The following is a 26,814-nucleotide window of genomic DNA, read 5'->3' as shown; positions in this document are numbered from 1 at the left end:
CAAGCACGTCGAAAAGCCGGAATACGCATCGGTGAAATTGCTTGTGGCCTCTACACCGCCATGATCTGCCGGTGGGCCGGATGGTCCGGCAGCCTCGCGGCCGACGGCGTCGGCGGGGACGGACGAGGCGCCGCCAGCAGGGTCTTGCGGGTGATGCGGACCTCCTCGGCGCCCCGGTCGAACTCCTTCGCTTGCGCGGTGAGTTCCGCGATGCGTCCCCGCGTGGCTTTCGGCCTGCGCGGCGATCTCGCGCTGTTGCTCCTCCAGGTGCGCCGGCACCGCTCCCGAGGCCGGCTCGCTGCCGCTCATGCGCCGCGCGGTGCTCGTAGTCGGGGCCTCCCCCGGTCGATCGCGACCGAGCTCGGCGGACGTTGGGCCGCGCGGCCGTGTTGCAGCCTGTTGCTGGTGGCGGGCCGAGGCCCGCAGCGGCGCCGGGGTCGTACTCGGCGCGGTGATGGACTACCAGCAGTCCGCCCCCTGATCTGCGGGCTTGCGCTCAAGAAACAACCCGCCTCCGGCCGAGGTGCTGGTCTAGAGTTCGGCAGGGCCCGCAGGCCGGCCCTGCTGGTTGGCTTCGGATGAAAATCACCCAGGGAGGAAGCCCGTTGGAAGGGCACTTACGGTTCTCGGTGTTGGGGCCGGTCAGGGCGTGGCGGGGGACGGAGGAGGTCGAGCTCGGTCCGCCGCAGCAGCGGGCGGTGCTGGCGGTACTGCTGCTCGCGGAGGGCTCGCAGGTGCTGTCGAGCGCGCTGGTCGACGCTGTGTGGGGAGTCAGGGCCCCGGTCTCGGCGCTGGGCATTCTGCGGAGTTATGTGCACCGGCTGCGGAAGGTGCTGGAGCCCGCCAAGGAGACGGCGTCGTCCGTGATCCGTTCCACGGGGGACGGCTATCAGATGCGGATCTCGCCGGACCAACTGGACCTGGGTGCCTTCCGGGAGTTGCTGGCCCGGGCCGAGCGGGCGCGGCGGGCGGGGGACAACAAGGGTGCGGCGGCGTATTTGCGGGATGCGCTCGGTCTGTGGCAGGGCGCGGCGCTGGCTGGTGTGCGGGGGGACTACGCGCAGCTGCAGCGGCAGCGGCTGGGCGAGCTGCGCCTGTCCGCGCAGACGGCCCGTCTGACGGCCGAACTCGACTCCGGTGTCCCTGCGCAGGCGGTGGCGGAACTGACCGGGCTGGTCGCCGAGCATCCACTGGACGAGCGGTTCCGGGAGCTGCTGATGCTCGCCCTGTACCGGTCGGGGCGGCAGGCGGCCGCGCTTGCCGCCTACCGTGAGGCGCAGGCGCTGCTCGCGAGCGAGCTGGGGGTCGATCCCGGGCCGCCGTTGCAGGCTCTGTACCAGCGCGTTCTGCGGGCCGATGCCGATCTGCTCGCTGCGCCGGGCTCGGCGACCCCGGCACAGGAACCTGCCCCGGCCGACACCGCTCCCGCACCGGTGCCCACCCCGGCCCGGGCCCGCGTCGTCCCGGCCCAACTGCCCGCCGGCCTGCCGGTGTTCGTCGGCCGTGATGCCGAACTGGCCGAGGTGACCCAGCTGCCGTCGGGCGGCACCGTGGTGATCAGCGCCATCGCGGGCATGGCGGGCGTCGGTAAGACCACCTTCGCGGTGCACTGGGCGCGACAGGTCACCGACCGCTTCCCCGACGGTCAGCTGTATCTGAACCTGCGGGGCTTCGAGCCGGTCGGTGTGCCGGTTCCGCCGGAGCACGCGTTGCGTACGCTGCTGGAGTCGCTGGGCGCCGACCCGGGCAGCCTCCCGCAGGACGTCGACGCGCTCGCGGCCCTGTACCGCACCCTGATCACCGGCAAGCGTGTCATGGTGCTGTTGGACAACGCCCGCGACGCCGCGCAGGTGCGGCCCCTGCTGCCCGGGGCGCCCGGCTGCCTGGTCATCGTCACCAGTCGCGACCGGCTCGCCGGGCTGGTCGCCGTGGACGGCGCCCACCCCCTCCACCTCGACGTGCTCTCCGTGCCGGAGGCCCGCGAGCTGCTCGCCCGGCGCCTCGGGCCCGGCCGGGTCTCGGCCGAACCGGACGCGGCCGAGGAGATCATCGCCCGGTGCTCCAGGCTGCCGCTGGCCCTGGCCGTCACCGCCGCCCGCGCCGCGACCCGGTCCGCTCTCCCCTTGGCGGCGATCGTGACCGACCTGCGCGACAGCGCCGGCGGCCTCGAGGCGTTTCACCTCGGCGATACCGCGGCCGACGTGCGCGCCGTCTTCTCCTGGTCCTACCACGCCCTCACCCCCGAGGCCGCCCGCCTGTTCCGGCTGCTCGGCCTGCACCCCGGCCCCGACATCACCTTGCCCGCGGCGGCCAGCCTGGCCGGGCTCACCGTCCCGCACACCCGTCGGCTCCTGTCCGAACTCACCCAGACCCACCTCGTGGACGAACACGTCCCGGGCCGCTATGCATTCCACGACCTGCTGCGCGCCTACGCCACCGAACTGACCGAAGCCGTCGAGCGGCCCGAGGAGGTGCGAGCGACCCGACTCAGGATGTTCGACCACTACCTGCACACGGCCCATCAGGCGGTCGGGCTGACGGCTCGTGCGCGCGTGCTGGTATCGCTCGCTCCCAGGGCTCAGGGGGTACGTGCTGAGGATTTCGGCGAAGACGCCGAAAAGGCGGCGGCCTGGTTCACGGCCGAGCAGGCGGTGATGCTCGCGCTCCTCGAACAGGCCGTCGCCCACCAGTACGACGTGCACACCTGGCAACTCGCCTGGACCATGGATGACCACCTGCACTGGCGTGGCCTTTTACGGGACGAGGAGGCCGTGCACCGCGCCGCCGTCGACGCGGCGCGCCGACTGGGTGACCGGACGGCCCAGGCCCATGTCCACTGTGGTCTCGCCGGCGCCACAAGGGATCTGGGCCGCATCGACGAGGCACGGGTTCATGCCGAGCGTGCCATCGAACTCTTCACCGAATCGGGCGAGACGAGAGCCTGCACCGAGGCGTATCTCATGTTGGCCTGGGTGCAGGAGCGCCAGGGCGATCCGGAAGCCGCGCTCGGCGCCGCACAGCGGTCCCTCGCGATACGACGAGAACATAACGGCCGTGATGCGGACGACGACCGTGGCCGGATGGCCATAGCATTCGCTCTCAACGCGGTCGGCTGGTACCACACCCTGCTCGGCCAGAACCGCCAAGCCCTCGACCACTGCCGACAGGCGCTGGCTCTGCACCAGGAACTCGGAGACGACACCAACGCGGCGCACACGTGGGACAGCATCGGCCACGCTCACCACGACCTCGGCCAGTACGAGCAGGCCGTCGCCGCCTATCGCAACGCCCTCGACCTCTATCAGCGGGGCGACTTCCCCGGGTTCGTGACCGGCACCCTCATACGCCTGGGGGACACCCACCTCAGCGCCGGACAACCGGGCCCGGCCCGCGCCGCGTGGACCGAGGGGCTGGAGTTGATGCAACGGCTCGGCCACGCCGACACCGAGCCGCTCCACACCAAACTGCGTCGGCTCGACGGACCGAGCAGCTCTTCACAGGCGGACACCGCACTCACCGACGCGTAGCCCGTCTTCGCTCCGGAGCCCGGTCGGCCAAGTGCCGTCGGCCGGGCCGGTTGGCGTATTCGTCGGGGGCTCACCGTGGCCCGGCGCCCCGCGCTCTCGCTCCGTGCTCTCTCCGAAGCCGCTCTCCGAAGAGGTGGGATCCGAGGGCGTCCCTCATCAGTGAATCGGATGTGCATCGGTTGTGAACACCGGTCCAGTTCTCTTGAGGAGAGGCCGACTCCGGAGGTTCCTGGTGGCAACTCACCCTGGAGTGCCTGGCCCGGCGGCCGATCGCGGTCGGCCGGTGAGCAGGAGCAGAAGCAGGAGTAGGAGGAATGCGCATGGTTGCCTCCGGCGCGGCTCTGCGTCTGCAGCTTCTCGGTCCGTTGCGGGTCTGGCGGGACGGCGTCGAACTGGATGCCGGGCCTCCGCAGCAGGCGTACCTGCTGGCAGTGCTGCTCGCGGGCGCGGGCAAGCCGGTCAGCATGAGCGAGTTGGTCGATCTGATCTGGGACGAGGACGTCCCGGCCTCGGCTGTCAATATTCTCCAGAAGTATGTCGGCGCGCTGCGGCGGCTGCTGGAGCCCGAGCTGCCCGCGCGTCAACCCGGCTCGTATCTGCAACGCCGCGGTAACGGTTACCTCTTCGCCGCCCGCCCCGGCATGCTGGACGTCGTCACCTTCCGGACGCTGGTCCAGGCAGCCGGAACCGCCGCCGCGGAACAGCAGTCGGATGTCGCGCTCGACGGGTACGTGCAGGCGGTAGGGCTCTGGCGCGGTTCAGCCGGTGACGGACTCGCCCACGGATTGACCGCGATGGCAGTCTTCACCGCGTTGAACGGCGAGTTCTTCGACGCCTGCGTCGCGGCGGCCGAACTCGCGGTGTCGTTGGGGCAGCCCGAGCGCGTGCTCCCGTCGTTGCACCTGGCCGCTCGGATGGCGCCGTTGCACGAGAGAGTGCAGGCGAGTCTCATCGCCGCCCTGGCTGCCGCCGGCCGGCCGGCCGAGGCGCTGTCGGTGTTCCGGACCGTTCGCGCCCAACTGGCCGAGGAGTTGGGCATCGATCCCGGCTCGGCGCTGGTGTCCGCATCCCGGCGCGTGCTGGAACAGGCACGGGCACCGGCACCGGCACCGGCACCGGCACCGGCACCGGCACCGGCCGAGGAAACGCCGTACGAACGGCCGTCGGCCCCTTCCAGCGGAACCTCGTCCGCCGACTGCCTGGTCGGGCGGACCGCGGAGCTCGCGGTGCTGTGGCAGGCGGTGGAGTCGGCGCTCGCCGGAGGCACAGGGTTCGTCCTGGTCGAGGGAGATCCCGGAGTGGGCAAGACCCGCCTGATCGAGGAGGCCGGCGCCGAAGCCCACCGGCGCGGGGCGCTCGTCGTCTGGGGCCGCTGCCTGGAGGGGGACGGCACGCCCTCGATGTGGCCCTGGGTGCAGGCCGTCGGTGCGGTCCTCGGCGGTCTGCCTGCCGCGGCGCGCCGGGAGTGGCATGTCGGCGAGCTCGGCCGCCTCGCGGGGCCGCGGGGCCACGTTCCCACCACTCCGGTACTGCCGGACAGCGGCAACCAGTTCCGCCTTTTCGAGCAGACGGTCGCGCTCGTCGGCCAGGTGTCGGCGGGTCGGCCGGTGATGGTCGTCGTCGATGACCTTCAATGGGCCGACGCCTCCTCGCTGGATCTGTTCAGCCACCTGGCGGCTCATCTGCCCAGCGGCACCACCGTGATCGGCGCTCTCCGCGACCGGGCGCCGGCGCCCGGCTCGGAGCTGGAACGGATGCTCGCCGCAGTGAGCCGGCTTCCCCTCCACCGCCGGATCCGGCTCGGCCCGCTCAACCCGGCCGAAGTGGCCGTGCTCGTCCGCCAGGAGACCGGCCAGGACCCCAGCCCCGGTGCCACCCGCAACATCCACACCCGCACCGCGGGCAACCCCTTCTTCGTCCGGGAACTGTCCCGCCTCCTCGCCGACGGCGGCGTCCTCACCGAGGCCGTCACCGCACGAACCGCGGTACCCGCCACCGTCCGGGACATCGTTCGCGACCGGATGGCCGGACTGGACAGCGATGTCGTACGGCTGTTGCAGATCGCCGCACTGATCGGCCGGCACGTCGACCTCGCACTGCTTGCACGCGCCGCCGGACCAGACGTGCAGACCTGCCTCGACCGCCTTGAGCCCTTACAGGAACTCGGCCTCCTTGAGCCCTCGCCCGGAAACCCGTATGTGGTCCGCTTCGCGCACGACTTGGTCCGCGAGTCCGTCGTCGGGGCCACACCGCCACCGCGGGCGATCCGACTGCACCTGCTCGTCGCGGACGCACTGGAGCACGCGACAGCGGACGACGAGCGCCTCGCCCATCACCTGTGGGCCGCCGGCCCACTCGCGGACCCCGCGCGCACCGCCGCCGCACTGATACGCGCGGGTCGCTGCGCGGCGGGAAAGTCAGCATGCGAGGCCGCCGCACGACAACTGCAGTCGGCCGCGCAGGTGGCGCGCACAGTGGGCCTGGCCGAGCTGGAACTGTCCGCCCTGTCGCTCTTCAACGCGGTGGACGGGATGCGGGCGGGGTACGTCGGTTCGGCGCTCGAACTGCTGGAGCGGGCCGAGCACCTGGCACATGGCCCGGGCAGGGAACGGGAAGCCACCGACTGCTGCTGAACAGGGCGAGGCATCCGCCGACCCCGTCGTCCGCACATACGGCCAGTACGCCTGGGGCATCCACCAAGGGGACGTCGGCAACATCGGCGAGGCGCTCGGGTACCTGAGCCGGACCGACTCGACCGTACTCGACGACCTGGCCCACCGTGGGGAGTACCCGCTCCGGCGCGATCTGCGACTGCTCGGGCCCGCCATGCTCGCACTGATGACCGCGCTGCACGGCGACCTCGACACAGCGCACGCACTGTTCGACACGATCGAGGCCACCGCTGATGACGACCCCTGCGTGATCATTGTCCGGGCCGCCTTCGCCTGCACGGCCGCAGCACTGGCCGGCGACCCGGCGCAGGCGCTGCGCACGGCCGCGCGAGGGAGCGCCCTGGACGCCGAGTTCTCGTTCGTCTTCCTCCGCAGCCACCAGCGGCTGGCTCTGTGCTGGGCGCACGCCGTGACCGGCGAGGACCCGGCCGGCGCCGCGGCGGAAGCACAACGACTGATCACCGCGGTACTGGCCGAGGCCACCACGCTCCGGCCTGGCCACCTGGTACGGCCTCCTCGGTGAAATGTGGCTCGCGGCCGGCAAGCTCGACGAAGCCGCCGCAGCCCTCGACACGTACGGCCAGCGCTACGCCGAAGGTCTCCTGCTCGTGCTCCGGGCGTGAGTGTCACAGGCCCGCGACGAACCCGCCTCCACCGTCCGGGCCACCGCCGAACGGGCCCACGCGCTGTCCACCGAACGCGAAGCCCGTCTCTTCGCCCACCGTGCCCAAGAACTGCTGGATATCGGGCACGGTTCCGGGCGGCATCCACGGATCATCCAGTCGCCGTCAAGCCGGGTCGGCCAGTCTGAGCCCCCGGAGACGGACAAGTGGAGGTCGTGGATGGCGGTGGACGAGGAAGCCGATGCCGTTGCGATCGGGCCGGGCACGGGCGGTCTCGCGGCGGCCGGTCAGGGTGAATGGATTCCACAGGGGGCAAAATGCTGTCCGAAAAGTCGACCGTTACCGTCCGCGGCACCCTTCCTCTCGTAGATGCTGCAATCAACAAGATCAGCGCGCGCTTCTATGAACGTCTTTTCACCGCACATCCCCAACTCCTGCGCGATCTGTTCAACCGGGGCAACCAAGCAGCCGGGACGCAAAGCCAGGCACTGGCCGGCTCCATAGCGGCCTTCGCCGCACATCTCATCGAGCACCCCGACACGAGGCCGGACGCAATGCTCGGTCGAATCGCACACAAGCATGTCTCTCTGGGCATTCAAGCCGGACAGTATGCGATCGTGCACGAGCACCTCTTCGCCGCGATCGCCGAAGTCCTCGCCGAAGCTGTGACGCCCGACGTTGCGGCTGCCTGGGACGAAGTCTATTGGCTCATGGCCAACGCACTCATGGCGATCGAGCGGCGCTTGGACGAGGAAGCGGTGGAGCACGGCTGGAGACAGTGGAAAGTCGTCCAGCGCGTCCCCGAGACGGCAGACGTCGTGACGTTCCTGCTGCGTCCCGTCGACGAGGGTCCCGTGCCTGCTTTCCGGGCCGGGCAGTATGTATCAGTGCAAGTCGAACTTCCTGACGGCGCCCGGCAGATTCGGCAGTACAGCCTGTCCGGTGTGCCTGGCGGGGCACTGCGACAGATCAGCGTCAAGAAAGTAGGGGGCACGCCCGAGGGCGAGGTTTCGCATCATCTGCACTCGCAGGTACGTGAGGGCGACGTCCTGGACGTGTCGGCCCCGTGCGGCGATCTTGTTCTCGACGTCGACGACGCTGAGCGCCCGCTGCTGCTGGCTTCAGCCGGCATCGGTGTGACCCCCATGGTCGCCATGTTGTCGCAGCTTGCCCAGGACAGACACAGTGGCCCTGTCATCGTCGTCCACGGTGACCGCGCTCCCGCAGATCACGCACTGCGTGCTGACCACGAAACGTACGCGCGAAGGCTGGCTGGAGGCACCATGCACGTCTGGTACGAGAAAGACAGCAGCGGTGCCGAACACACGGGCTACGTCAACCTTGAGGCAGTTGATGTCCCGCAGTGCACACGAGCCTACCTGTGCGGGCCGCTGCCCTTCATGCGGGCAGTGCGCAGCCAGCTCATCGAAAAGGGCGTGGCCCCATCTGAGATCCACTACGAGGTCTTCGGCCCCGACCTGTGGTTGGCGCGTTAGCCTACTGACCGAGGACAAGTGGTCTCGCAGTTCCGGCGTGGCAAGCGGGCGGGCGTCACCCCACTGCTTCGTCCTGGGCGACGGCACGCGGCGCCGCGGTGTGGGCGCGCTTGTCCAAGGTGTACCGGCGTTGCAGCAGGATGGCGATCGTCATGAGCACGGCCGGTACCAGGGTGAAGCCGTAGCGAACGGCCGCCAGCGCGCCGGGAGACTGCGTGGTGTGCTCGCCCGCGGTACTGGCCACGAACCCGCCCACAGCCAGGCAGGCCGAGTACACGTACGGCCCCAATGCGCCGCCGGTGGCCTCGGCGGCGGTCCACACGCCGGTGTAGCTGCCCGCACTGGCGGTCCCGGCCGGCCCGGCGGCGGCGATGACGTCGGGCACCATCGACAGCGGCATCAGTTGCATCGCGGCGAACGCGACGCCCAGCACCGCCACGGCTGCGATGAGCAGGGGCAGGCCGGCCGCGGCGCCCAGGGCCAGCACCAGCGAGCCGGCCACGAACGCGGCCTGGGCGGCGAGCAGGCTGCGCTGCTTGCCGAGACGCCGGGCCACCAGTACCCACAGGGGCGTGGTCAGGACCGCCGGCGCCATGAACGCCGCGATGAGCACGGTCGTGAGCGCGGAGCGGCCCAACTCGTACTCGGCGAAGTACGGCATGGCGGCCAGCACCAGGTTCATCGTGATCGCGACGGTCAGATAGGACGCGGTCAGCGCACGGAACTGCCGGTCGCGCAGCGCCACAAGGAGCCCGCCCCGATTTCCCGGCCCAGCCGGGGTGCCCGGCGCGGCCCGGTTGAGGCGGGCGACGCCGGTGATGCCGACCAGCATCGCCGCAAGCATGACCGCGCCGAGCAGCAGGGCCATTCTCGTGTAGTCGCCGACGCCCGGATCGTCGCCGGCGACCAGCGGCGCGGCTACGCCGGCGAGCAGGACGCTCACGGTGATCACGACATTGCGGTAGCCCATGAGGCGGGTCCGCTCGTGGTAGCCGATGCCCAGGTCGGCCGGTGTGGCGAGGTAGGAAACCTGGTAGAGCGAGTAGAGCAGGTTGCCGGCGACCAGCGCCGGCGAGACCCATATCGCGGCGGTCGTCCCGTGCAGGTCCGACGGCACGGCGAACAGGGCCACGAAGGCGAGCACCACGACGCAGCCGGCCAGCATCAGTCGCCGTCGGTGGCCAGTGGTGGCCAGGTTGGCATCGGAGAGCCGGCCCACCCACGGGTGCACCACGATGTCGGCGACATTCGGCAGCAGCAACGCCAGGCCGGCCACGTACGGCGGCACGGCCAGGACATCGGTCAGGAAGTACAGCAGGAAGATGCCCGGCACGGTGACCCAGATGCCCATGCCGATCGAACCGGCGGCGAACGGGACGAGTGCGCGCAGGGGGAGCCGAACGTGGGTCATGAGCCGCCTTCCGGAAATCCACCATGGGGTGACTGTCGTAGTGCGTCCTCAGAAGGCCAGGGTCAGCCGGCGTACGGCCTCCCGCAGTTCCTCCGGGGTGCGGTCGCTGTAGGCGAACCGCAGGTGCCGGGCCGCAGACCGCCGCCGGGGGTCCGCCGCGAAGAACTCGCCCGGCTGGTAGAGCACGCCGTGGGCGGCCGCCCGCCGGAACAGCGCCGCGGGGTCCACGGCGTCGTCGGTGAGCCGCGGCCAGAGGAACAGCCCGCCTTCGGGGGCCACGATGTGGAAGGCGTCCGGGAGTTGTTCCCGCAGGGCGTCGATCAGCACGCCGGCGCGTTCGCGGTACAGCGCGGCGGCGCTGTCCACGATCCGGTCGAACAATTGGGCGTCGTCGGTGAGCAGCCGTTCGATCATCGCCTGGGTCACCGAGGATGTGTGGACGTCGAGGCGGTTGCGCAGCCGGATCACCGGGTCCACGAGGTGGTCCGGCAGCACCAGCCAGCCCACGCGCCAGCCGGGGCCGAGGGTCTTGGTGAAGGTGTTGACGTGGATCGCCCGATCCGACTGGTGGAAGGCCGCGACACCCTGGTCCTGGCCGCCGAAGCGCAGTTCGCGGTACGGATTGTCGACGATCACGTAGAAGCCGTACCGCTCGGCGAGCTCGATCAGTGCCTGCCGCTTCGGCGCCGAGAGACTGACCTGGGCCGGGTTGTGGAAGTCGGGCACGGTGTAGGCCGCGGCGATCCGGGCGCCGGTGGCGAGCCGCCGGGCGAGGTGTTCGACGTCGAATCCGTCGGCCACTACCGGTACGGGCAGGATCCGCGTCGTCGACACCTCCAGGGCCCACAGGAAACCCGGGAACACCGGATCGTCCACCGCGACGGTGGCGCCGCGCTCGACGACGGTCAGCACCGCCAGCGCGAGGCCGTGCATGCCACCGTTCGTCACCACGATCCGGCTCGGGTCGACGCCCTCCCGTTTCGCGATCCAGTCGCACAGCGCGGCGGATCCGCGCGCCGGCGCATACTGCAGGCTCGCGACCGCGGCGTCGGGGGCCTGCCACAGCTGCGCCGCTGCCTGGCCGATCGCCTCGACCGGCAAAGCCTCGGGCGCGGGGATGCCACCCAGCAGGCTGATCGCGCCGGAGGCAGGGGCGGCCAGGCTGGCGTCGACGAAGCCCTTCGGCACCGAGAGCCCACGGGCCAGGGCCGTCAGCCCGCTCTGTTCCTCAGGGCCGGTCATGCGTTGCCTCCAGGTCCTGAGAGGAGTCGTTCGGCGCGTCGCGCGAACAGGTGCGCCTCACGTGCGGTGGATTGCGTGTAGGCCCGTTCGGCGGCGGCCCGGACAGCGGTGAGGGGTGCGCCGCGGGCCTGCAGCAGGCGCGCCTTCAGCAGCAGGAGCAACCCTTCGGCGTAACGCTGGCCGTGGTCCCACATCGCCTCGTCGGCTCGGTCGAGAGCGGCGTCGGCCCGGTCGGGCGATCCGGCCGCCAGCCACATCTCGGCGATCAGCGCGTAGTGGTAGGCGACGCCCCATTGCGGCGGATCGAGCAGGTGGGCGGCCAGGAGTTCCTCGGCCTCGGCCGCGGCGCCGGCCGGATCCTCGCCGGTGAGGGCGCGTGCCCAGCACCAGAACTGCCGGATGTAGTGGTCGATGTGGGCGCTGAGGCGGGCGAGGCCGGCGGCGACCCACCGCTCGCCGGCTCGCCGTGCCGTTTCTGCGTCCCCGGCCATGGAAGCGATCATGGTCGTGTAGTAGACCCAGACCGAGGCCGCGTACGGGTCCCCCGGGGTGTCCCAGGTGTCGACGAAAGCCAGCGCCGTGTCGACATCGCCGTGCAGCGCGGTCATGACTGCCCGCCAGCCGGGCCCTTCCCCGGGAATGCTGCCGTCCAGCCGGAGCGGTGTCTCCTCGTCCGGGGCGACGGTGCCGTCGGCGGCGGCGACATCCTCCTTGCTGAAGGAACGGTAGGCCTCCCCTATGTTGCCGATGTCCCACTGATGCAGGCCCCAGGCCTGCCGGCCGTAGCGTCGGACCGCGGGAGCGGAGGACGCCTGACCGAACTCGTGCATGCGGCGGGCCAACTGCCCGCGGCCCTTCTCCATGGAGGTGTAGGCGCCCATCAGACGGATGAAGAGGAAGTCGGCGGCCTCCGCCTCCCGGCCGAGGGTGCGGGCCAGGTATTCGGCCCGCCCCAGCAGATCGAACGTCGAGGCGTCGTACCCCGACTGTCGTCTGACGACGATGGCGAGCAGCGTGAGGGCGGAGAACTCCAGCTCCATGAGTCCGGAAGCCCGGGTGACCTGTATGGCGGAGCGCAGCTGTCGATTGGCGGACTCGAACGCGAGTTTGACTGCCGCGCGGCGCCCGGCGCGGATCAACGCCTCCGCGGCGCGTACGGGCTCGGCGAGGGGGCCGGCGGCCCACAGGTGGTACGCGAGGCGTTCGGCGACGTCCTCGTCGTCGGCATGGATCTGTTCGAGCGCGTCCGCGACGCGCAGATGCAGCTGGGTGACCTGCTGTTTCGTCGCGGTCTCGGAGACCGACTCGCGAACGAGGTCGTGCGCGAAGCGGAGCGAGGACGGGTCCTGCGGCCCGGGTTCGAGCAGCCCGAGCGTGTGCAGCGGTTCGAGGCGATGGAGACAGTCCGCGACGTCCACACCGGTGGCGCGGGACAGCAGCCTGAGGTCGACGTCGCGGCCGATGAGCGCGGCCACGCGCAGCAGGTCGCGGGCGCGGTCGTCGAGCCCGGCCATCCGGTCGCGGACGACGTCATGGACGGTGGACGGGACGCCGGCCGACGCGGGCGTGTCGCCGTCGCCGATCGCGCCGGCCCCGCTGAGGAGCCGGGACAGTTCGCGGACGAAGAACGGATTGCCGGAGGTACGGGCGTGGATGGCGCGGGCGACGGCGTCGCCGGGATCCTGGCCGGCCTCGTGGCGGATGAGTTCGGCCACGTCGGCCGGACCGAGCGGGCCGAGCCGGAACCTCCGGTGACCGGGCCGCCGGCCGGCGGCGGCCAGCACCCGGGAGAGGTCCGGGCTGAGTGTGGGTGCGCGGTCGCGTAACGCGCCGATGAGCGCGGTGCCCCGGGGCAGCCGCCCCGCCAGGTGTTGCAGCAACTGCAGGGAGGTGGCGTCGGCCCATTGGAGGTCATCGAGTATCAGAAGTGTCGGCCGCCGCGCCGAGGCTTGTCCGACGAGGGCGACGACCTGTTCGAACAGCCGGAACTGGGCGTTGCCGTCGGGAAGTTCCCGGGTTGCGTCGTCCCGTGCCGCAAGGAGGCTTCCCAGCCCGCCGGTGAGCCACTGTTCGCTCGCCGGAGCGGGCAGACTGTGGACGACCTGACTCAGTGCCTGCTCCCATGGCCACATCGCCGGTGTCCCGTCGCCCTCCAGGCAGGAGCCCCAGACGGTGAGTGCACCCAGCCGGCCCGCCACGGCGGCGGCCTCCTCCAGCAGCCGGGTCTTGCCTGCGCCGGGTTCGCCTTCGACGATGCCGATCGCGGTGTCGTCGGCGAGTGCGCGCTCCACGATGCGCCGCAGCGTGGCGAGTTCCTCGGTCCGGCCGATCAAGGTGGCCGCCGTGGTCCGCCCGATCTCGTGGTCCGCCTCCCGCACGAGCGGCGAGGCCGGGGACTGGGTGAGAATCCGCCGCTGCGCGTCCTCCAGCGCCGGACCCGGGTCGATGCCGAGCTCGTCGGCGAGCCGGTCGCGGACCTGACGAAACACCGACAGCGCCTCCGCCTGGCGTCCAGTGGCGCCGAGAACGCCGACGAGACCGGCCAGCACGGGTTCGTTGAACGGTGCCATCGATGCGGCCAGTTGCAGAGCCGCAAGCACCCGTTCCGGTTGGCCCGTCGACACGGCGAGCTCCGCCGCCGCCGTGCACGCGTCGTAGAACTCGTTGTTGAGTGCGGCGAAGACCGTCGTGGCGATGGTCCCGTCGGCGATGCCGTCGCCCGCCGGGCCGTGCCAGAGCCCGAGCGCTCCGACGTAGTGATCGAGGGCCACCTCGTGATCGTGCCGAGCCAGCGCGGCCCTGGCGGCATCGACGCGTTCCCGGAAGGCGACGAGGTCCAGCGTGGCGGGGTCGGCGGAGAAAAGGTAGGAAGTGCCGCGACGGTGGAGGAACGAGCCGGCTTCGCGGGCGGGCAGCAGAGGCTCGAGCAGCCGTCGCAACGCGCCGATGTACTTCTGAAGAACGTTCAGGGCGCTGGAGGGGACGGCATCGCCCCAGATCAGGTCGATCAGCTCGCTCGTGCTGGTCGGCCTGCCGGCGCGGGCCAGCAGCAGAGCCAGGAGGTACGCCTGTTGCCGTGGCCCGGCATCCCGTTCGACACCGTCGCGCCAGATCCTCAACGGGCCCAGGATCTGCAGATACGGCGAGCCTCTCCCGGCCGGCTGATCTTCACCGCCGGACCGGGCCGCAAGGACTGGCACCGCTGCACTCCTCGATCCCGGGACGGACACGACGTGATCTTCTTCGGCTTCGTGCGAGTGTACGTGGACCGGCCGAATTCCACCGCTGGGTACGGGACTTTACGGACAGTGGAGCACGGTCCGCAGACGGTCCACTCCGCGTCAAGTGGCGGGCGCCAGTCTTTCGGTGCGCGGCGGCGTCCATGCCTGCCGGGCTGCTTACAAGGGGAGGGACTCGCCATATGAGCCCAGTGCAACCGTTCCGGAGAATCGTGACCGGCCATGACGCGTCCGACCGTGCGGTGATCACGCAGGACGCACCGCCGACTCGCGTGGTGGAGATCGGCGGGCCTGGTGGCCCGATCTTCTATGAGGTGTGGAACACACGCCAGACGCCGGCCGTCATCGACCGGCAGTCGGGTGAGCCGGCGGAGGACGGGCTGGTGCTCGGACCTCCCGAGCGTGGCACTCGCATCCGGGTGATCGACTTCCCTCCGGAGGACGACCGAATCCGGAACCTGACGGGGGTCGAGGCGGCCGAGAAGTTCGGGGAGATGGGCGGTGCCGACGCCGCACGGTCCGCTGCCGGCGCCCCGCATCCGTTGATGCACCGCACGCAGACGATCGACTACGGGATCGTCATCGAGGGCGAGCTCACGCTGGTTCTCGACGATGGCGAGACCATCGTCCGCACCGGAGACATCGTGATTCAGCGCGGCACCAACCACGCATGGGCGAACCGGTCGGCTGCGAACTGCCGGGTCGCCTTCGTACTCATCGACGGCCAGTACACCGACGGACTCTGAGGAGGAGCATCGTATGCGTATTCGACCCATCCCACCCGATGAGCTCAACCCTCAACTCCGCGAGGTGCATGACGGCATCGCCGGCCTCGTCACCGAGGAGCAGGGCCGCGTCGTCATCCTGGACGACGACGGCGCGCTCGTCGGGCCGTTCGCGGCGATGCTGCACTTCCCCACGTTCGGGGTCCCGGCTCTGTTTCTGCAGCGGGCGGTCGCGGCCGAGGCTCGCCTCGATCCCATCGTTCGCGAGGTGGCGATCCTCACCGTTGGCGGCGCCTACGGCGCCCGGTACCTGCTGTACGCACACGAGCAGACGGCAGATGAGGTCGGCCTTCCGGCGGCACAGATCGCGACCTTGGCGGCGGGCGGGCGACCCTCTGGGCTGAGTGACGAACAGGCCGTCGCCCACGACGTCGCGATGGCGTTGACCTCCGGGCACGTACTGCCGGACTCCACATACGACCGGGCCACGCAGTTGCTGGGCCATGACGGGGTCGGCGAGCTCGTGTTCCTCATCGGCAGTTACTGCCTCATCGCGATGGTGCTGAACTGCTTCGACGTGCCGGTCCCCGGTCGGGATCCGTCAACTGCCCAGCCGTGACGACGACAAGATGTCTGCCGACGATTGCGGCGTTGCGGATCGTCACAGATCCCGACCATGTCCCGCTCGACGGCGCTCTCGCGGAGTGCGACCGGGTCGGCGACAGCCGGGCCGACTACTCCCGCAAGCACCGCGGACACGGCGTGAACGTGCAGATGGTGACCGACCCGGCCGGGCGGCCGCTGTGGATCTCGCCCGTACTGCCCGGCCGCGCCCACGATCTGACCGCTGCCCGCACCCACCGGATCATCCGGTTCCGCGAACGCCGCAACACCGCGAGTTCCTCGACCCGGCCGACCAGGCGGTCGTCCGGCGGCGGTCCGCCACCGAGGGCCGACGGCGCTTGAAGGGCGACTCCTCGGCCGATGCCGGTTCCAACACGCGCCGGTGCGCCGCCACCAGCGCCGGGCCGGGATCGATGCCCAACTCCTCCACGAGCCTGGCCCGAACCGTCCGGAACACCGGCGGTCGACGTCGTGAACGCCGAGGTCAGCGGGGTGTGCTGTCCGCAAGCTCGGCCATCAGTTGCTCGGCACGGCGGGCGAACAGGTGGGCCTCGCGCTCGACGGACAGTGCGTGCGCCCGCTCGGCGACGGCCCGGAGGGTGGCGACCGGCTCGCCGCGTGCCTGCAGCACCCGGGCCCGGAGCAGAAGCAGCAGGCTTTCGGCGTAGCGCTGGCCGTACGTTTCTATGGCCGAGTCCGCCCGGTCGAGCGCTGCGTCGGCCTCGTCCAGCTTTCCGGCTGCCAGCCACATCTCGCCGAGGAGCCCGTACCAGGTGGCCAGGCCCGAGCGTGGCGGGTCGGAGAGCGACGCGACGATCAGGTCCTGCGCCTCCGTGGCGGCGCCGGCCGGGTCCTCGCCGGTCACGGCACGTGCCCAGCAGCGGGCCAGCCGTTGGTAGCTGCCCAGGTAGCCGAACGAGAACGCCGGGTCTACGGCGATCCCGCGCTCAGCCGCGCTCAGTGCCCGCACGGGGTCGCCGATCAACGCGGCGACCCGTGCGGAGAAGGCCGCCCAGACCGTGATCACGTAGGGATCGTCTCCTGCGGTGGCCCCCATCGTGTCGAGCAGGGCCAGTGCCGCGTCGGTGTCACCGTGCAGCGCGGTCATCATCGCGAGCATCCCGGCCGCGATCAGCCGCAGATCGCGCCGGAGCGGGTCTTCCTCCTGATGGGCCAGGTCGTCCAGCACGGTCCAGTTCGTGCGGCTCAGGTACCGGAACGCCTCTCCGATGTTGCCGACACCCCACTGGTGGATGCCCCAGGCGTACCAGCCGTAGGCACGCACGGCAGAGTCGTCGGACGCCTCGCCCTGCTCCAGCAACTGGCCGGCCAACCGGCCGGCGCGGTCCAGCTGTATGCCTTGGGCGTACGCGGCCCAGCGGGAGAAGAGGAAGTCGGCGGCCTCCCGTTCCCGGTCGAGTCCACGGGAAAGGTGTTCGGCCCGCTCCAGCAGGTCGACCGCTGAACCCACGTATCCCGCCCGCATGCCGTCCACTGCGGTGAACAGCGACAGGGCAGCCAGCTCCAGCTCCGCCAGGCCCGCTGTCCGTGCCACCCGCGCGGCTGAGTGAAGCCGGCGCGCGGCTGCCTCGAGCGCCAGCTTGGCCGCGGCGCAGCGGCCGGCACGGACGAGCGCGGTCGCGGTTCGGGCCGGATCCGCGAGCGGCCCGGCAGACCACAGGTGATGTGCGAGGCGCTCGGCCACCAGTTCGGTGTCCGCGGCCCTGTGCTCCAGCGCGTCGGCGACCAGCAGGTGCAGCCGGGCCGCGCGCGGCGGCGATATGGTCTCGGCCACCGATTCGCGGACCATGTCGTGCGGAAATCCGAACGAGTAAGGATCCCCGGGCGAAGGTTCGAGCAGGCCGAGCCCTTCGCACGACTCCAGGCGGTCCAGACACGTCTCGTGGTCCAGACCGGCGGTGCGGGCAAGGAGAGCGAGGTCGACGGTACGGCCGATCAGCGCGGCGATCTGCAACAGGCTTCTGGCGTCAGCCCCCAGTCCGGTCATCCGGTCGCGAACGACATCCCGGACGGTGGCCGGTACCGCGGTCCGGGCCGCGGTGGCCTCCGTGAGGACATCCCCGTCGGCGAGCAACCGGGACAGCTCGCGGACGAAGAAGGGGTTGCCGGCGGTGCGGGTGTGGATGAGGCGGGTGGCCCCCGGGCCCGGGTCCTGCCCCGTCTCACGGCGGACGAGTTCGGCCACCTCGGCCGGGCCGAGCGGTCCGAGCGGGATCCTGCGGTGACCGGACAGCCGACTCGCCGCGGCGAGCATCCGCCCCAGTTCCGAGCTCGGCGCGGGCGCACGGTCGCGGAGCGCCCCGATCACGGCGGTGCCGCCCGGCAACCGGGCCATCAGGTGACCGAGCAGATCCAGCGAGGCGGCATCGGCCCACTGAAGGTCGTCGACGACGAGCACCACGGGTCGCCGCGCCGATACCTGGCGGACGAGCGCGACAGCCTGCTCGAAGAAGCGGAACCGGACGCCGCTGTCCGGCAGGGCCGACGCCGTGTGGCCGTTGCCCCGCGATGTCAAGAGACGACCGAGTTCGCCCGCCTGCCAGTCCCCCCGCGCTGCGGCCGGCACGTCATCCAGGAGCACGTTGATGACCTGCGCCCACGGCCACATCGACGGCGTGCCGTCCCCCGGCAGGCAATGGCCCCGGACAACGAGCGCGCCACGCCGGTTCGCCTCGGCGCCGGCCTCCTCCAGCAGGCGGGTCTTGCCCACTCCGGGTTCTCCTTCGACGAGCACGAGCCCCGTCGATCCGGCGAGTGCCGATTCCACCGCATGCCGCACCACAGCCAGTTCCTCGGCCCGGCCGACCAGGCAGTCGGCGGTCGACGCCCCGGTGGTGGGTGCCGCAGGCCGTTCATCGGGCATTTCCTCAGCCGGTGCCCGTTCCAGCACACGCAGGTGAGCTGCCACCAGTGCCGGGCCGGGGTCGACGCCCAGTTCCTCGGCCAGCCGGGCGCGGACGGTCCGGAACACCGACAGCGCCTCGGCCGGCCGGCCGGCGGCAGCCAGGGCGGCGATGAGACTCGCCTGCACTCTCTCGTGCAACGGCGCCATCCGGGCCGCCATGTGCAGGGACGGGAGCACACGTTCGGGCCGGCCGAGCCGTGTCGCCAACTCGGCTGCCGCCACACAGGCGTGACGGAACTCGTCGTCCAGCCCGGCGAAGATCGCCATACCGGTCGAGCCGTAGGCGATCCCGTCGCCGGCCGAGCCGTGCCAGAGCCCCACCGCTTCCAAGTACCCGTCGAGTGCCGCAGCGAGCCGCTGCTCTGCGACGCCGCCCTCGGCCGCATCGACCAGCTCACGGAACCTGACGACGTCCAGTGTCCCGGGGTCAGCCACGAACAGGTACGCGCTACCGCGACGCTGCAGGTACGAGCCGGGTTCGCGCGCGGGCAACGCCGGCTCCAGCAGCCGCCGCAGCGCGCCGACGTACTTCTGGAGAATGTTGACCGCCGAGGCCGGGACGTCCTCGGCCCAGATCAGGTCGACCAACTCGCTGATGCTGACCGGCTCGCCCGCACGGGCGAGGAGAACGGCGAGCAGATACGCCTGCTGCGGAGGACCGGCGTCCAGTTCCACACCGTCTCGCCAGACCCGCAACGGACCGAGTACCTGCAGACGCAGAGATGCGTCGGAGGAGGCCATTCCTTTTTTCCATTCCCAGTCCCGGGTCGCCCTCGCCGCCATGCGCTGCCCGTGGTGGACGAACTCACGCGGCAGGGCGCCGGCCGGCCGAGGCACAACCGCAGCCGGCCCGTCCTACTGACCGATCACCAGGTCCTCGGTGGGCAGTGTCTGGCAGGCCAGCCGCCAGCCCGCCGCCAACTCGTCGGCGGAGAACATCCCCCGGTCATCCGTCTCGTAGGCGCCGGAGAGCACCCGCACCCGACAGGTACCGCAAGCGCCTTCGCCGCACGACTGGGGCAACGCGACGCCGACGGCGTTGGCGGCGTCAAGGACCGACTGCCCGGGGCTGCACGGGAACGCCGGGGCGCCGCCCGCCCTGCCGATCACGAACTCGGTGACACCGGCCGCCGCGGCGGCGACGGCGATGGCGTGCGCCTTCTCCCGGCGGGTCTCCTTGCTCCGGCCCGACACGAACGCCTCGGTGCGGATGGCCTCTCGTGGCACCCCCAGTTCCCTCAGGCGGCCGATCATGTCCTGCATCATGGGCGCCGGCCCGCACAGGTGCACCAGGGTCGTCGGGCCCGCATGGGGCAGCAACTCGTCGAGACCGATCCGCCGATTCCGGTCGGTCGTGAAGACCGACACCTCCAGCCCCGGCAGCCGGTACCGCAGCGCCTCGATCTCCGGCCCGAACACCACCTCGTCCTCGGTCCGGAAGCTCGCCAGCAGGACGATCCGCCCCGTGTGACCGGCGTCGGCGGCCGCGAGCAGGACACTCATCAGCGGGGTGATCCCGACGCCCCCGGCGATGAGCAGGAGTGTGTCCGCCTCGCCGCCCGGCTCCCAGGTGAACTCGCCGTGCGGGCCGCTCACCCGCAACGCCGGCCCGACCTCCAGTTCCTCATGCAGGAACCCCGAGCCCAGCCCGTCCGGCTCGTGCTTCACAGCGATCTCGACGAAGCCGCTCTCCCCGGGACTGCTGCAGATCGAGTACGACCGTTCGATCGGCTCGACGGCGACGGGCAGGTCGACCTTCACGTACTGCCCGGCGGCGAACGAGAACGGCATCGTGCCCCCGTCCAGGGGTTCGAGGCGGATCCTGCGGACCGTCGGGGTCAGCACCTCGATGCCGGCCACGCGCAGATAGCCCTCCCAGGGCGTGGCCGGATCCCGGGTGATCCCGCCGGAACGGATGGCCTGCCACATCGTCCCGAGCTGCCGCGGTTTCAGGACGGCGTTCGCCGCCATCAGCCCGCCCGCCAGCGCCCCCACCACGCCGGACCCCCAGGCGTCCTGCCCGGCCACGAAGAGGCCCTTGACCGGAGTACGGCATCCCGCCCGAGCCGAGCGCAGCCGCTGGGGAGTCGCCGCGAGTCCGTAGAACGAGCCCAGCACGCTGTGCTGGTAGGTCTCGAACGACAGCGGTGTCGCCAGTTCGGCGAACGCGATCGTCTCCCGGAAGCCGGGCCAGCGTTCCTCCAGGCGGGCGATCAGCCGTCCGGTCAGCTCGTCCTTGAACTTCCGGTAGCTGTCCGGTCGCTCGTTCTCGGGCGTCCCACGCCACTGGTCGACCAGCTTCGGATCGACGAGTTCCAGCAACTCCACCGTGTGGAACCGGGCGGCGGGGTTGTTGAGCGACGCGAACGACACGTACAGCGTGCCTTCCCCCGGAGGGCGATGAACGCTGTCGTGCTCGTCGAGATCCGGCATGAACCAGTGGTTCTCGCCGCGCAGCCCGAACTCGGCCGGCGACCGGTTCAGTCCGAGAAACAGCATGACCGCCGACCGTTCCTCGGGCAGCTCCGCCAGTTCGTGGCTTTTCCCGATCAGGGCGTACGTGTTGCGCACTCCGGCCGCCGAGACGACGGTGTCCGTCCGCACACGGTAGCGGCGGCCGGTGGCGGTGTCCTCGACGTCGACGCCGGCCACCTTGCCGCCCTCGACGACGACCTCATGGACCCGCTGCCGGGAGCGCAGCACCACGCCGTACCGCTGAAGGATCTCCAGAACGACCCGGTTGAGCTCCTGCGGGCCGCCCACGGGATGTGCGGTGCCTTCCATGAAGAAGGTCAGCGGGACCGCCGCGTGATAGCCGAACGCGCTCGATGCCGGCGGAGTGCCGTAGAGCCCCCATCGCGCGGCCAGCACGGCCCGCAGTCGCGGATCGCGGAAACTGCGGGAAACCTGGTCCCGCAACGATCGGAACGTCGACGGGAAGAGCCGCTCGACGAAGGGCGCACCCGCTCTTCGTACGCCGGCGGGGAACGACGCGAAGACATTGCGCGCGGTCAGCCCGGCCATGGCCCAGCGCGTCGTCCGGAAGAAGCCGTCGATGGCGCCGGCCTCGGCGGGGAACCGTTCCTTCAGACGCGCACGGAACCGTTCCTTCGTGGCGGGGACGGCGAAATCGAACCCCGGGAAGTGCAGTGCGTCGTACTCGTCCGGCAGGGGCGAGAGCTGCGCCCGCCCGTCCGTCATGAACCCGAGGAACGGGCCGGCGCTCGCGCTCATGTAATGCAGCCCGGTGCCGAACCGGTATCGCCCGGCGCGGGAGAACTCGTGCGTCATCCCACCGAGCGTGTAGTGCTGTTCGAGGACGAGAACACGCTTCCCGCCGAACTGCGCGATCGTGCGCGCCGCCGCGAGACCGCCCATACCCGACCCGATCACCACCACATCGGCTTCCTCGTCCGACACCATCTGCAACCCCCCCAGTCATCCGTCCTCCGAGAGCTCAGATTGGCCGAACCGACTTGACGTCGACTGAATGATCAGTGGAAGGCCACCCGGAACCAGGTGCCGGTCTCATTCAATTCCCGTCCAGTGCGCCGTCATAGCTTTGCGCCGGGCGTGAGGGTCCCCCGAAAGAGAGGTTGGTCCATGGTGAGCGGGAATCCGACGATCGTGCTCGTACACGGAGCATTTGCCGACAGCAGCGGCTTCAACGCCGTCGCCAAGCGGCTTGTCGCCGACGGCTATCCGGTGGTCGCCGCGCCGAATCCACTGCGAGGGCTCGCCTTTGACGCGTCACACGTCAAGGCACTGCTGGACAGCATCGAGGGATCGATCGTGCTGGTCGGGCACTCATACGGCGGTGCGGTCATCTCCGCCGCCGCCGAGGGAAACGCGAACGTGAAGGCACTGGTCTACCTGGCGGCGTTCGTGCCGGAGACGGGCGAGAGCGCGCAGGCACTGGTCGAAAAGTTCCCGGGCAGCACCGTGGGCGAGTCCCTGAAGCCTGTGCCGCTGCCGGACGGACAGGTGGACCTCTACATCGACCCGAAGGTCTTTCATCCCCATTTCGCGGCCGACGTGTCGGCGGAGGAAGCCGCCCTCTACTCGATCACGCAACGCCCGGCCACCGGCGCCGCCCTGGGCGAGCCCGCCACCGGTCCGCAGGCCTGGCACACGATCCCGAACTACAACCTGATCAGCGGCGCCGACAGGATCATCCCCCCGGCGACGCAGGAGTTCATGGCCCAGCGCTCCGGCGCGAAGACCCAGGTGGTCGAGGGCGCGTCGCACATGGTGTTCGTCTCCCGGCCGGGCGCGACCGTGGCCCTCATCGAGACAGCCGTGCAGGAGCAGACGCTCCCGCGATAGCACCGCTGGTCACCGCGAGTGCATCGATCCGATGATCCATGGGAGGGAAAGTGCACAAGAGCGAAAAGGCCATGAGGTGGGGCCTGCGGGTCCACCTTTTCCGGTACGTCATCGCCAATGTGGCCCAGGTGGTGCTGTGGGGGATTCTCACACCCGACCACTTCTTCTGGCCCTTGTGGTCGATTCTGGGCTGGGGTATCGGGCTGGTGATCCACTTCTGGGCGATCCGTTCGAAGTCCCGATCACTCGCCCGGTCATGACCTGAACCATCGCCAGCAGGACCAGAGGAGAATCATGTCCGAGAAAGTGGTTCCGGGTCGCAACACCGCCGCCGCCGAAGGCGACGTCGTCGTCTTCCACATCGGGCTACGGATCAACCGGCTGCGAGCATTCTCCAGCTGGCTGCCGGCATTCATGTCGATGCCGCGAATGCTGCGTGAGCTGTCGCAGGAAAAGACCAGCGGGCTTCTCGGTTACAAGGTGCTCTACGGCAGCCTCCGAGACTTCTACGTCATCCAGTACTGGTCCGACAAGGAACGGCTCCTCGCCTACGCCCACCAGCAGGACAAGGAGCACCGGCCCGCATGGTCGGCGTTCAACCGACGAGCACGCGCCGGGAAGGGGCATGTGGGTATCTGGCACGAGACGTTCATCGTCCCGGCAGGCTCCTACGAGTCGGTGTACGTCGACATGCCCGCCTACGGCCTCGGCGCCGCGACAGGTGTCGTACCGGTCGGTCGACGCGGCGACACGGCGGCCCAGCGTCTGAGGGCGGCAGAGAGGTGACGAAGGTCTACGCAGGACCCCCGCCGGAGCAAGCCGACGGGGGTCCTCACGCGTCACGAGCGATCACAGGCGGTGCGGTACGTCTCCTCGATCGACCTGTGCCCCATCCGCTCGGCCACGTCACCCGCGACAGCCAAAGCCTGCTTCACATAGGCCCTTGACGAGGTCTCGCCCCCTTGTCGTAGGCGTCCCGCAGAATCGCCTTGAGGGTGCGCAATATGTTGACCTCATTCCCCGGGTGAGGCGCTCGATCGCATCGTCCTGCGTGTCGAAGCCGCCCTGCTCGATCTGCTGCCCCAAGCCGCTGCGGAAACGGATTCTGTACGGGTGCGGGCACGGGGGCGGCCTGGCACAGCCGCAGTCCCTTGGACTTGCATAGAGTGCGCAGCACCTCAGACGCCGGTCCGGTCGGCCCGAGGCGACCGGATACAGTGCGCGAGACGGCAGTCTGGTCAGGGAGGGGAAGCGTGACCGACACCAGCAACGCCCGGTCCGCCGAGGGTGAGGCGCGAGCGCCGCGGCAGAGTCGGCTGCACCGCCTGATGCGTTACATCCCCCTGATCGCCCCGGTCCTGCTGTGGGCCGTGCCCTGCTGGGTGCTCCTGTACGGCGGGCAGCAGTGGCCGCTGCCCGTCAGGCTGGTCGGCACCGTCCTGTTCGTCCTCGGCCTCGTCGGTATGCCGCTCGCGATGGTGCGCGGCCACGGCCGGCGCCAGCAGGACCGGGCGGCGATCATCGGTGACACCCTGCTGGGCACCAGCTGGGTGCTGTTCACCTGGTCCGTTCTGCTCGGCGTCCTCGTGCGGCTCGCCCTGACCGTGGCCGGCGTCGGCGAGAGCCAGGACCGGGCCCGCATCGTCACCTGGGCCGTCCTCGGCACCGCCGCCGTGCTGCTCGCCTGGGGGTACGCCGAGGCGCGCCGCGTGCCACGCGTGCGCAGCCTCGACGTGCGACTCCCGCGACTGGGTGCCGGGTTGGACGGCATCCGTGTCGTCCTCATCACCGACACCCACTACGGCCCACTCGACCGCGCCCGCTGGTCGGCACGGGTGTGCGAGACCGTGAACACCCTGGAAGCCGACCTGGTCTGCCACACCGGCGACATCGCGGACGGCACGGCCGAACGCCGCCGCGCCCAGGCCGCCCCACTCGCAACCGTGCGGGCCACCCGGGCCCGTGTGTACGTCACCGGCAACCACGAGTACTACAGCGAGGCCCAGGGCTGGGTCGACCTGATGGACGAGCTGGGCTGGGAACCGCTGCGCAACCGCCATCTGCTGCTCGAACGCGGAGGCGACACCCTCGTGGTCGCCGGCGTGGACGACGTCACCGCCGAGTCCTCCGGCCTGGCAGGCCACCGCGCCCACCTCGCCGGAGCCCTGAACGGCGCCGACCCCGACCTGCCCGTCCTGCTCCTGGCCCACCAGCCCAAGTTCATCGACCGGGCGGCAGCCGCCGGCATCGACCTCCAGCTCTCCGGGCACACCCACGGCGGCCAGATCTGGCCCTTCCACCACCTGGTCCGCCTCGACCAGCCCGCCCTCGCCGGCCTCAGCCACCACGGCACCCGCACCCTCCTCTACACCAGCCGCGGCACCGGCTTCTGGGGCCCGCCGTTCCGCGTCTTCGCCCCCAGCGAGATCACCCTGCTCGTACTCCGCAGCCCGCATCCTGGGGCCGCGGGAGCTGCGCCGACAGCGGATCTGCGAGACGAGGGTCGTCGGGAATAGGCTGGAGAGGAGTGGCACCGGGACGGAGCGGAGCCTCCCGATGCATGCCCTTTGCCGAGGGGGACGTAATAGAGGGAGGCCAAGAGCCATGCCCTGGAATCTGACCGGCACGTATCTGGAAAGCTGCAACTGCGACGTGGTGTGCCCCTGCACCACCTCGGGCCTCACCGCACCGGCCGACCACGAGCGCTGCCAGCTGACCCTCGCGTTCCATGTGGACAGCGGGAACTTGGACGGCGTGGACGTCTCCGACCGCAGCGTCGCCGTCTTCGTCGACGCACCCCGGGTGATGGCCGAAGGCGGCTGGCAGGTGGCGCTGTACCTGGACGCCGCGGCCGACGACGACCAGGCGGAGGCGCTGGGCAAGGTCTTCTCCGGCCAGGCAGGCGGGCCGATGGCTGCGCTCGCTCCGCTCATCGGCGAGGTCCTCGGCGTGGAGCGTGTTCCCATCGACTACCGCGACGACGGCCGCCGCCACTCCGTACGGGTGGGCGACGCCATCGACGTCGAGATCGCGGACCAGGTTGCCCCACAGTTCGGCGAGGACGGTCCGGTCATGAGCCTGACCGGCTTGTTCCACCCGGTGAACAGCACGGTGACCGTCGCCCGGTCCACCCGGGCGACCGGTGAGGGCGTGTACGGCCGGTCCTGGGACTTCTCCGGCGGCAACGGACACTCGGCGCCCTTCACGTGGTCCGCGTGACCAGTCGGCTGGTCACCGTAAGCCGCAGGGCGAGTCCTGCGGGACTGCTGCTGGTCGCGGCTGCCACCGCCTGGGTCTGGATGGTGACACGCTGGGGCGACCAGCAGGCGATGCCGGGCACCATGGGCCTGGGCCTGCCCGCTTTCCTGGGCATGTGGACGCTGATGACGGCTGCGATGATGCTGCCCGCCACGGCGTCCGTCGCCGCGCTCTACGCGCGTACCATCACCGTGCACCGGGCTCCGCGCATGGTCGTTTTCACGGTCGCCTACCTGCTTGTCTGGGCCGCGGCCGGGCTGCCCGCGTACGGGCTGGCCACCGGTCTGGGTCACGCGGCAGGCCTCCCCGCCATGGCGGGGACCGCGGTGGCCGCGGCCGTGTTCTCGGTCAACGGCGTCTACCAGCTCACACCACTCAAAGACCGCTGCCTGGCGAAGTGCCGCTCGCCGATCGGGCTGATGCTGCGCTACGCCTCGTACCCGGGGCCCTCGCGCGATCTGCGTGCCGGAGCCCACCACGGGGCTTTCTGCCTGGGCTGCTGCTGGTCGCTGATGGTGCTGCTGGCGGCGTTCGGTGTGATGAACCTTTGGGCGATGGTGGCCCTGACCGCCGTGATCACCGCTGAGAAGCTGGCTCCGGCCGGCCGCCTGGTGGCCCGTGCCACAGGAATCGTCTCGATCGCCCTGGCCGGCGCCGTCTTCTGGGTCCCCGCGTTGGCTCCGGGCCTCACCGGCGGCGGCATGGGCGGGATGTGAGGAGGGGGCCTCGCCCGCGTGATGCCGTC

The 26,814-nt window shown here is 70.6% G+C and carries 19 protein-coding genes and 1 pseudogene; 13 read left to right on the top strand and 7 right to left on the bottom strand.

Annotated elements, in window-relative coordinates; all coding sequences use genetic code 11:
• The first annotated feature begins 605 nt into the window (after positions 1 to 605).
• The 3 genes from ACIRF9_RS08920 to ACIRF9_RS08910 all read left to right on the top strand — a co-directional run bounded on the left by ACIRF9_RS08920 (position 606) and on the right by ACIRF9_RS08910 (position 6,722).
• The gene (locus ACIRF9_RS08920; RefSeq protein ID WP_403818420.1) at positions 606 to 3,527 is read left to right on the top strand and encodes a BTAD domain-containing putative transcriptional regulator; all 2,922 of its coding nucleotides are present in this window, start codon (positions 606 to 608) and stop codon (positions 3,525 to 3,527) included.
• 314 nt (positions 3,528 to 3,841) lie between these two features.
• On the top strand, positions 3,842 to 6,160 hold the full coding sequence (locus ACIRF9_RS08915; protein ID WP_403818418.1) for a BTAD domain-containing putative transcriptional regulator: 2,319 nt from the start codon (positions 3,842 to 3,844) through the stop codon (positions 6,158 to 6,160).
• Positions 6,120 to 6,722 carry a hypothetical protein gene (locus ACIRF9_RS08910; RefSeq protein WP_403818416.1) on the top strand — a complete coding sequence of 201 codons (603 nt, stop codon included), beginning with the start codon at positions 6,120 to 6,122 and terminating at the stop codon, positions 6,720 to 6,722. Before ACIRF9_RS08915 ends, ACIRF9_RS08910 begins: the two co-directional genes overlap by 41 nt.
• 103 nt (positions 6,723 to 6,825) lie before the next feature.
• Here ACIRF9_RS08910 and ACIRF9_RS08905 read toward each other — a convergent pair whose 3' ends face one another.
• Positions 6,826 to 6,966 carry a hypothetical protein gene (locus tag ACIRF9_RS08905; protein ID WP_403818415.1) on the bottom strand — a complete coding sequence of 47 codons (141 nt, stop codon included), beginning with the start codon at positions 6,964 to 6,966 and terminating at the stop codon, positions 6,826 to 6,828.
• 173 nt (positions 6,967 to 7,139) lie between these two features.
• Here ACIRF9_RS08905 and ACIRF9_RS08900 point away from each other — a divergent pair, with 173 nt between their 5' ends.
• Positions 7,140 to 8,318: a globin domain-containing protein gene (locus ACIRF9_RS08900; protein WP_403818413.1), complete on the top strand. Its 1,179-nt coding sequence runs from the start codon at positions 7,140 to 7,142 to the stop codon at positions 8,316 to 8,318.
• A 55-nt stretch (positions 8,319 to 8,373) separates the two neighbouring features.
• On the opposite strand, the gene ACIRF9_RS08895 is transcribed toward ACIRF9_RS08900, so the two are convergent.
• The 3 genes from ACIRF9_RS08895 to ACIRF9_RS08885 are packed head-to-tail and all read right to left on the bottom strand — an operon-like array spanning position 8,374 to position 14,171.
• Positions 8,374 to 9,729 carry an MFS transporter gene (locus ACIRF9_RS08895; RefSeq protein ID WP_403818411.1) on the bottom strand — a complete coding sequence of 452 codons (1,356 nt, stop codon included), beginning with the start codon at positions 9,727 to 9,729 and terminating at the stop codon, positions 8,374 to 8,376.
• Between the two features lie 48 nt (positions 9,730 to 9,777).
• Positions 9,778 to 10,971, bottom strand: coding sequence for a PLP-dependent aminotransferase family protein (locus tag ACIRF9_RS08890; RefSeq protein WP_403818410.1), 1,194 nt, complete (start codon positions 10,969 to 10,971; stop codon positions 9,778 to 9,780).
• The gene (locus ACIRF9_RS08885) at positions 10,968 to 14,171 is read right to left on the bottom strand and encodes an ATP-binding protein (RefSeq protein ID WP_403818408.1); all 3,204 of its coding nucleotides are present in this window, start codon (positions 14,169 to 14,171) and stop codon (positions 10,968 to 10,970) included. The genes ACIRF9_RS08890 and ACIRF9_RS08885 overlap by 4 nt, the downstream gene beginning before the upstream one ends.
• Positions 14,172 to 14,422: 251 nt before the next feature.
• On the opposite strand from ACIRF9_RS08885, the gene ACIRF9_RS08880 reads away from it, so the two are divergent.
• The 3 genes and pseudogenes from ACIRF9_RS08880 to ACIRF9_RS08870 all read left to right on the top strand — a co-directional run.
• Positions 14,423 to 14,956: a cupin domain-containing protein gene (locus ACIRF9_RS08880; RefSeq protein ID WP_403818406.1), complete on the top strand. Its 534-nt coding sequence runs from the start codon at positions 14,423 to 14,425 to the stop codon at positions 14,954 to 14,956.
• Between the two features lie 13 nt (positions 14,957 to 14,969).
• Positions 14,970 to 15,554 carry a carboxymuconolactone decarboxylase family protein gene (locus ACIRF9_RS08875; RefSeq protein ID WP_403818405.1) on the top strand — a complete coding sequence of 195 codons (585 nt, stop codon included), beginning with the start codon at positions 14,970 to 14,972 and terminating at the stop codon, positions 15,552 to 15,554.
• Between the two features lie 47 nt (positions 15,555 to 15,601).
• Positions 15,602 to 15,823 (top strand): annotated as a pseudogene (locus tag ACIRF9_RS08870) (transposase family protein); the annotation flags it as partial.
• On the opposite strand, the gene ACIRF9_RS08865 reads toward ACIRF9_RS08870, so the two are convergent.
• The 3 genes from ACIRF9_RS08865 to ACIRF9_RS08855 all read right to left on the bottom strand — a co-directional run bounded on the left by ACIRF9_RS08865 (position 15,801) and on the right by ACIRF9_RS08855 (position 21,908).
• Entirely contained in the window at positions 15,801 to 16,016 is a 216-nt protein-coding gene (locus tag ACIRF9_RS08865; protein WP_403818404.1) for a BTAD domain-containing putative transcriptional regulator, read from the bottom strand. The pseudogene ACIRF9_RS08870 and the gene ACIRF9_RS08865 sit on opposite strands and share 23 nt — an antisense overlap.
• Before the next feature lie 27 nt (positions 16,017 to 16,043).
• A complete protein-coding gene (locus ACIRF9_RS08860; RefSeq protein ID WP_403818402.1) occupies positions 16,044 to 19,226 on the bottom strand; it encodes an ATP-binding protein in 3,183 nt (1,060 codons plus the stop codon).
• Positions 19,227 to 19,340: 114 nt separating this feature from the next.
• Positions 19,341 to 21,908 carry an FAD-dependent oxidoreductase gene (locus ACIRF9_RS08855; RefSeq protein ID WP_403818400.1) on the bottom strand — a complete coding sequence of 856 codons (2,568 nt, stop codon included), beginning with the start codon at positions 21,906 to 21,908 and terminating at the stop codon, positions 19,341 to 19,343.
• 180 nt (positions 21,909 to 22,088) lie between these two features.
• Between ACIRF9_RS08855 and ACIRF9_RS08850 the strand changes: the two genes are divergently transcribed.
• The 6 genes from ACIRF9_RS08850 (at position 22,089) to ACIRF9_RS08825 (ending at position 26,785) form a co-directional block, all read left to right on the top strand.
• On the top strand, positions 22,089 to 22,811 hold the full coding sequence (locus ACIRF9_RS08850; RefSeq protein WP_403818398.1) for an alpha/beta fold hydrolase: 723 nt from the start codon (positions 22,089 to 22,091) through the stop codon (positions 22,809 to 22,811).
• 50 nt (positions 22,812 to 22,861) lie between these two features.
• Positions 22,862 to 23,071 (top strand): 2TM domain-containing protein, encoded by a 210-nt coding sequence (locus ACIRF9_RS08845; RefSeq protein WP_403818396.1) that lies wholly within the window; start codon positions 22,862 to 22,864, stop codon positions 23,069 to 23,071.
• A gap of 34 nt (positions 23,072 to 23,105) precedes the next feature.
• Positions 23,106 to 23,597, top strand: coding sequence for a DUF4188 domain-containing protein (locus ACIRF9_RS08840; RefSeq protein ID WP_403818394.1), 492 nt, complete (start codon positions 23,106 to 23,108; stop codon positions 23,595 to 23,597).
• Positions 23,598 to 24,064: 467 nt separating this feature from the next.
• Positions 24,065 to 25,327, top strand: coding sequence for a metallophosphoesterase (locus ACIRF9_RS08835; protein WP_403818393.1), 1,263 nt, complete (start codon positions 24,065 to 24,067; stop codon positions 25,325 to 25,327).
• A gap of 88 nt (positions 25,328 to 25,415) precedes the next feature.
• Positions 25,416 to 26,030, top strand: coding sequence for a DUF1326 domain-containing protein (locus ACIRF9_RS08830; protein WP_403818392.1), 615 nt, complete (start codon positions 25,416 to 25,418; stop codon positions 26,028 to 26,030).
• Complete coding sequence (locus ACIRF9_RS08825; RefSeq protein ID WP_403818390.1) at positions 26,027 to 26,785, top strand: DUF2182 domain-containing protein; 759 nt, start codon at positions 26,027 to 26,029, stop codon at positions 26,783 to 26,785. Before ACIRF9_RS08830 ends, ACIRF9_RS08825 begins: the two co-directional genes overlap by 4 nt.
• Positions 26,786 to 26,814: the final 29 nt, after the last annotated feature.

It is taken from the genome of Streptomyces sp. NPDC096132 (assembly GCF_044763345.1).
Classification (GTDB): Bacteria; Actinomycetota; Actinomycetes; order Streptomycetales; family Streptomycetaceae; genus Streptomyces.
Note: the sequence above shows the minus strand (reverse complement) of the source record. Positions and strands in the feature narration are given on the sequence as shown.

Bases quoted from the DNA above. Each gene is read 5' to 3' on its own strand.
- ACIRF9_RS08915 (WP_403818418.1), top strand. From the start codon at position 3,842: ATGCGCATGGTTGCCTCCGGCGCGGCTCTGCGTCTGCAGCTTCTCGGT.
- ACIRF9_RS08910 (WP_403818416.1), top strand. From the start codon at position 6,120: ATGGCCCGGGCAGGGAACGGGAAGCCACCGACTGCTGCTGAACAGGGC.
- ACIRF9_RS08905 (WP_403818415.1), bottom strand. From the start codon at position 6,966: ATGCCGCCCGGAACCGTGCCCGATATCCAGCAGTTCTTGGGCACGGTG.
- ACIRF9_RS08900 (WP_403818413.1), top strand. From the start codon at position 7,140: ATGCTGTCCGAAAAGTCGACCGTTACCGTCCGCGGCACCCTTCCTCTC.
- ACIRF9_RS08895 (WP_403818411.1), bottom strand. From the start codon at position 9,729: ATGACCCACGTTCGGCTCCCCCTGCGCGCACTCGTCCCGTTCGCCGCC.
- ACIRF9_RS08890 (WP_403818410.1), bottom strand. From the start codon at position 10,971: ATGACCGGCCCTGAGGAACAGAGCGGGCTGACGGCCCTGGCCCGTGGG.
- ACIRF9_RS08875 (WP_403818405.1), top strand. From the start codon at position 14,970: ATGCGTATTCGACCCATCCCACCCGATGAGCTCAACCCTCAACTCCGC.
- ACIRF9_RS08860 (WP_403818402.1), bottom strand. From the start codon at position 19,226: ATGGCCTCCTCCGACGCATCTCTGCGTCTGCAGGTACTCGGTCCGTTG.
- ACIRF9_RS08855 (WP_403818400.1), bottom strand. From the start codon at position 21,908: ATGGTGTCGGACGAGGAAGCCGATGTGGTGGTGATCGGGTCGGGTATG.
- ACIRF9_RS08850 (WP_403818398.1), top strand. From the start codon at position 22,089: ATGGTGAGCGGGAATCCGACGATCGTGCTCGTACACGGAGCATTTGCC.
- ACIRF9_RS08840 (WP_403818394.1), top strand. From the start codon at position 23,106: ATGTCCGAGAAAGTGGTTCCGGGTCGCAACACCGCCGCCGCCGAAGGC.
- ACIRF9_RS08830 (WP_403818392.1), top strand. From the start codon at position 25,416: ATGCCCTGGAATCTGACCGGCACGTATCTGGAAAGCTGCAACTGCGAC.